The 3,917-nt window shown below is 60.3% G+C and carries 6 protein-coding genes; 4 read left to right on the plus strand and 2 right to left on the minus strand.

Annotated elements, in window-relative coordinates; translation table 11 throughout:
- A partial coding sequence (locus AC1DRP_RS35465; RefSeq protein WP_476770999.1) for a sialate O-acetylesterase occupies positions 1–588 on the plus strand: 588 nt, incomplete at its 5' end.
- Between the two features lie 490 nt (positions 589–1,078).
- Here the strand turns inward: AC1DRP_RS35465 and AC1DRP_RS35470 are convergent.
- Positions 1,079–1,384 carry a hypothetical protein gene (locus tag AC1DRP_RS35470; protein ID WP_476771000.1) on the minus strand — a complete coding sequence of 102 codons (306 nt, stop codon included), beginning with the start codon at positions 1,382–1,384 and terminating at the stop codon, positions 1,079–1,081.
- Between the two features lie 42 nt (positions 1,385–1,426).
- Here AC1DRP_RS35470 and AC1DRP_RS35475 point away from each other — a divergent pair, with 42 nt between their 5' ends.
- From AC1DRP_RS35475 to AC1DRP_RS35485, 3 genes are all read left to right on the plus strand, one after another.
- Positions 1,427–2,074, plus strand: coding sequence for a lysozyme (locus AC1DRP_RS35475; RefSeq protein WP_476771001.1), 648 nt, complete (start codon positions 1,427–1,429; stop codon positions 2,072–2,074).
- The gene (locus tag AC1DRP_RS35480) at positions 2,071–2,310 is read left to right on the plus strand and encodes a hypothetical protein (RefSeq protein ID WP_476771002.1); all 240 of its coding nucleotides are present in this window, start codon (positions 2,071–2,073) and stop codon (positions 2,308–2,310) included. Before AC1DRP_RS35475 ends, AC1DRP_RS35480 begins: the two co-directional genes overlap by 4 nt.
- A 156-nt stretch (positions 2,311–2,466) precedes the next feature.
- Complete coding sequence (locus AC1DRP_RS35485; protein WP_476771003.1) at positions 2,467–2,805, plus strand: apolipoprotein O family protein; 339 nt, start codon at positions 2,467–2,469, stop codon at positions 2,803–2,805.
- Positions 2,806–3,044: 239 nt separating this feature from the next.
- Here the strand turns inward: AC1DRP_RS35485 and AC1DRP_RS35490 are convergent.
- The coding region (locus AC1DRP_RS35490; protein ID WP_476771004.1) for a sulfatase-like hydrolase/transferase at positions 3,045–3,917 on the minus strand (873 nt) is incomplete at its 5' end.

A 3,917-nucleotide genomic window follows, 5' to 3' on the forward strand; every position in this document is an offset into this window, starting at 1 on the left:
GTCGAGCCTCTGCCGGGCATCAACACGACGAGTACGCCGAACGCCTATTCGAACGTGATGACGCGGATCGGGCAAAAGCTGATCGATGCCAACATCTGCGACCGTGTCATCATCGCAGGGTGCGCTATTGGCGGATCCACGACGGTCGATTGGGCGGATGGCGGCATCTATGTCGATCGGCTGCGCTACTTCATCCGCCGGCTTCAGGCCTCCGGGCTACCGCTAACCGGCATCCTGCGTCACCAGGGCGAGGGAGATCCCTCAATCGGGACCAGCAGCAATACTTATCGGGACCGGGGTCGCGCCGAGTTTCAGAAGTTCCGTGACGCTGACTTCACCGCGCCTGCCATCGTCTGCCAGACGACCTATTGGGCCGGCGTCAATACCCCGGGCTCGCCTGAGGTTCTGGCCGTCCGGGCGGGGCAGGCGGCGATGGCTGACGGCGTGAGCATCTTTCTCGGCCCAGACACTGACACGCTCGGTGCGGACAAGAGAGGCGATGCGGCGCACTTCAACGCGGAGGGGGCCAATGATTTTGCCGACATGTGCGTGACGGCGATCCAAGCGCACGCCACGCCGGTAAGCTAGCCGGGTGTTCGGCAGTTCATGATGGCAAAGATCGAGCCCGGGGACTTATCCTTGCACGCGCCGGGTTCGGGCTGCGCGATCAAGGCCACTAGAACAGCCAAGATTGCGAGAGCGATATAGACCGCCTCCTTCACCGTGCGTCACTCGCCCCCATTGATCCGATAACCAATATCGGTTATCGCGAGATAAACGATATCGCTTTACGCGGCAAGGGGCGGGATGAATTGACAGACTTCCTATATGCTAGCCGTGCGTTGGGATGGCGCGCTTTTGGTTAGATCTTCAAGCGTTATGTTCGAGAGCAACCTAGAGGACAACTCGCGCCTATCCGGCTCAAAGCGAATTGCGGTTCCGATCGCAGGTGATGACCAAGAATCGAAGAAGGTAGCTTCGGCTTTTTTTGACTCGATTGGATATGACGTAGTCGATGCTGGCGGCCTGCGAGATAGTTGGCAATTCGAGCAGGGCCAAGAGGCATACAGTGCAAGGCTTACGAAGGAAGAGCTAGCAGAAATGCTAGGCGGTTGAGGCCGGCGGCGCCGTTCCAGCCGAAGCGGCGCTTTTGCTCGACTTTATCGGCTGCATTGACACCCGGCCACCTGCCGCCTTCTGGCGGTTTTTTCATGCCCGGAGCATTTCCTATGTCGCAGACTGATTGGGCTGTCGTGATCCGTAAGGTCGCGCCAAAGGCTGACGCGCGCATTGTCGGAACCTTCGCGAAGTCAGCCGAGGCCATCGTCTCTGAACTGCCACCGATCACCTGGCCGGCATAACGGCCAAACCCCAACCCATCCATCCGCCGCCTTCGGGCGGTTTTTCTTTATCTGGAGCACGCACAATGACACGTCGCATCAGCGATGAAGGCCTGGCGCTGATCAAGCGCTGGGAAGGCTGCCGGCTGACCGCTTACAAGGATGTCGCCGGCATTCTGACGATCGGCTACGGCTCGACTGGGGCGCATGTCCGTCCCGGCATGACGCTGACGCAAGCCGAAGCCGAGCATCTCMTGCGCAACGATCTCGACCGGTTCGAGCGTGCCGTCGAGCGTCTGGTTCGCGTTCCCCTTACCGATGGTCAATTCGCCGCTCTGGTCTCGTTCGCTTTCAATGTCGGCGAATGGGCGTTCCAGAAGTCCACCCTGCTGAAAAAGCTCGAGGCCGGCAATTATGCCGCTGTGCCGACCGAGCTGATGAAATGGGTCAATGCCGGCGGCCGGAAGGTCGAGGGGCTCGTCAACCGCCGCGCTGCTGAGGCCGGGCTCTGGTCTCGCGGCGGCTTCGTCTCCTCCAACACCGTCCCGGCGAGGCCTGCCCCGCTTCCCCTTGTCACCCTCGACAATGCGGTGAAGGTCGCGACGCCAATGACGGCGCTTCTGCAGGGCTTCACTAGTGGACCGGCGCAGATCATCCTCGCGCTCGCCTTCGTCGCCGGCGGCTCTTTCCTGCTCTGGCGTTGGCACAAGGCACAGCAGGAAGCCGCGGCGTGATCCCGCTGCGGGCATGGCTCGCGCTCGGCGCTGCCGTCATCGCTGGCCTGCTCGCCTGGGCGGTGGTCAGCAGCATCTATCAGCGCGGCAAGACCGATGCGTCGGCCGAGATCCAGCAATCGAATGTGAAGGCAAGAGGCAAGGCCGATGACGCTGCGCGCAAGGTTGAGAATTGCATTGGCAGCTGGGACCGCGATCGCGGTCTCTGCCTGCGCGACGACGGCGCCGGTCGATAGGCCGTGCGGCGTCATCAGCGACAGCCTCCAGACTGTCCAGGGCAAGACGCCCGCCGATACCCGCCGGATCGACATCCATTCCGAGCGCGGCGTCGCTGCCGGCTGCTGGGGGCGCTGATGGTCGGCCAAGGGCGGGGAACTCTGGAGCGCATCGCAGTGCTCGAGCAGCGTTTTGATGGGTTGAAGGAGACGGACAGCGACCTGAAGGATGCGATCGAGGGCCTGAGGGAGGCGATGCAACGCCTCCTCGAGCAGGGCCAGCAGCGGGGTCAGGCGATGGGCGAAATGCAGGCGGCGATTTCTGGGTTGCAGAACAGTGTCGTCAGCCTGAAGAAAGACACGGCCGTCATCCGCAGCGGCCTATTCCTCGCCCGTGTCGGTGGCAGGACGGCAAGATTCGCCGTGTTGTCGCTTCCGGTTGGCGTCGGCCTTTTCGTCTGGGTCGGCGAGCGCTGGGACTTGCTGCTCAACTTCATTCGCGGCACCGGCCGCTGATCGCTTGGCCCGCGCAAACGGCTGAATACCGGGGAGTTCCATGCCAAAACTCGGCCCATCGTTGGAGCGGCAACGGGGTGCGGTCTGCCTCATCGAGCGATGCGCCGAAACCGCAAAAACGCCGGCGCGCCGCCGGCTGTCGGAGAGCGGGCGATCGACGACAAGCGCCGCCCGGCGCGGCGGCGCTTGTGCTGAACTGCGGGCCTGACGTGAGCTAGCCACTTAGCCCGCGGCAAAACTCAATCTTTGAAGATGGCTTGTGGCCCCTCCGAAAGCAGCGCATTTGCCGTCCGAAGGCTATTCTGGTCAGGGCAGTCGGCCCAGCGCCCTTCGCATCGTTCGCGGAGCCAACGTCGAACCTGGTAGGATTTGCTGATGGGAAGGTTTGCAGCTGTCAACACGCTTTCGCCGAGCAAACCGATCTCTATCTCTTGGCTCAGGCCTGCATAGTTCGGTTGAAAGTTGACGCCATCTACACGGTAGTAGGTTCGCCACATGTGCTCCGCCGGATCGGGTGTACGCCCCTTCCAAGTCGGAAGTCTGTGCACATAATCATGGGTCCACAATGGGTGGTGGTCTCCAAAACTGGCGATCAGGAAGGGCTGGCCCGGAAATCGTGTTGAGAGCGATGCCTTCAGCCAGGATAGGTCGTCCGCAGCGATCCGCTGTCGCCGAGCGTACTCAGCAACAGGATCGCCGGGCGCATACTCTGCATCACGCACGCCTGGGAATTCCTGATAATCCCAAGGGTAATGCGTGGCCGAGGTCAGGACGAAGTAGAAATTCGGGTTAGTACCTTCGTTTTTCTGTTTTTTCTCGAGATCGTCTAGCAGAAATTGGTAATAAGCCTTATCTCTCGGTCGAGGGCCAGTGAATTTAATTTGAAGATTCATATCGTCTTCTGAATTGACGCGATCAAATCCGAGTGATTGGTAGAATTCTTTTGTGTTAAGAAAGGTTGTCGGCGAGGGATAATTTACACTGGTACGATATCCGTTGGCTTTGAGTTCATGCGCAATCGAATTCTTGAATTTTCCATTGGCAACAACGCCAAGGAAATCCTTGCGAGATCCAAAGTAGCTAAGATCGGCCCCTAACACGAAGCCATGCTC

The sequence above is a fragment of the Allobosea sp. 01N443 genome (assembly GCF_056399325.1).

Coding starts and splice junctions, on each gene's coding strand:
- AC1DRP_RS35470 (WP_476771000.1), bottom strand. CDS start 1,384: ATGGATGGGTTGGGGTTTGGCCGTTATGCCGGCCAGGTGATCGGTGGC.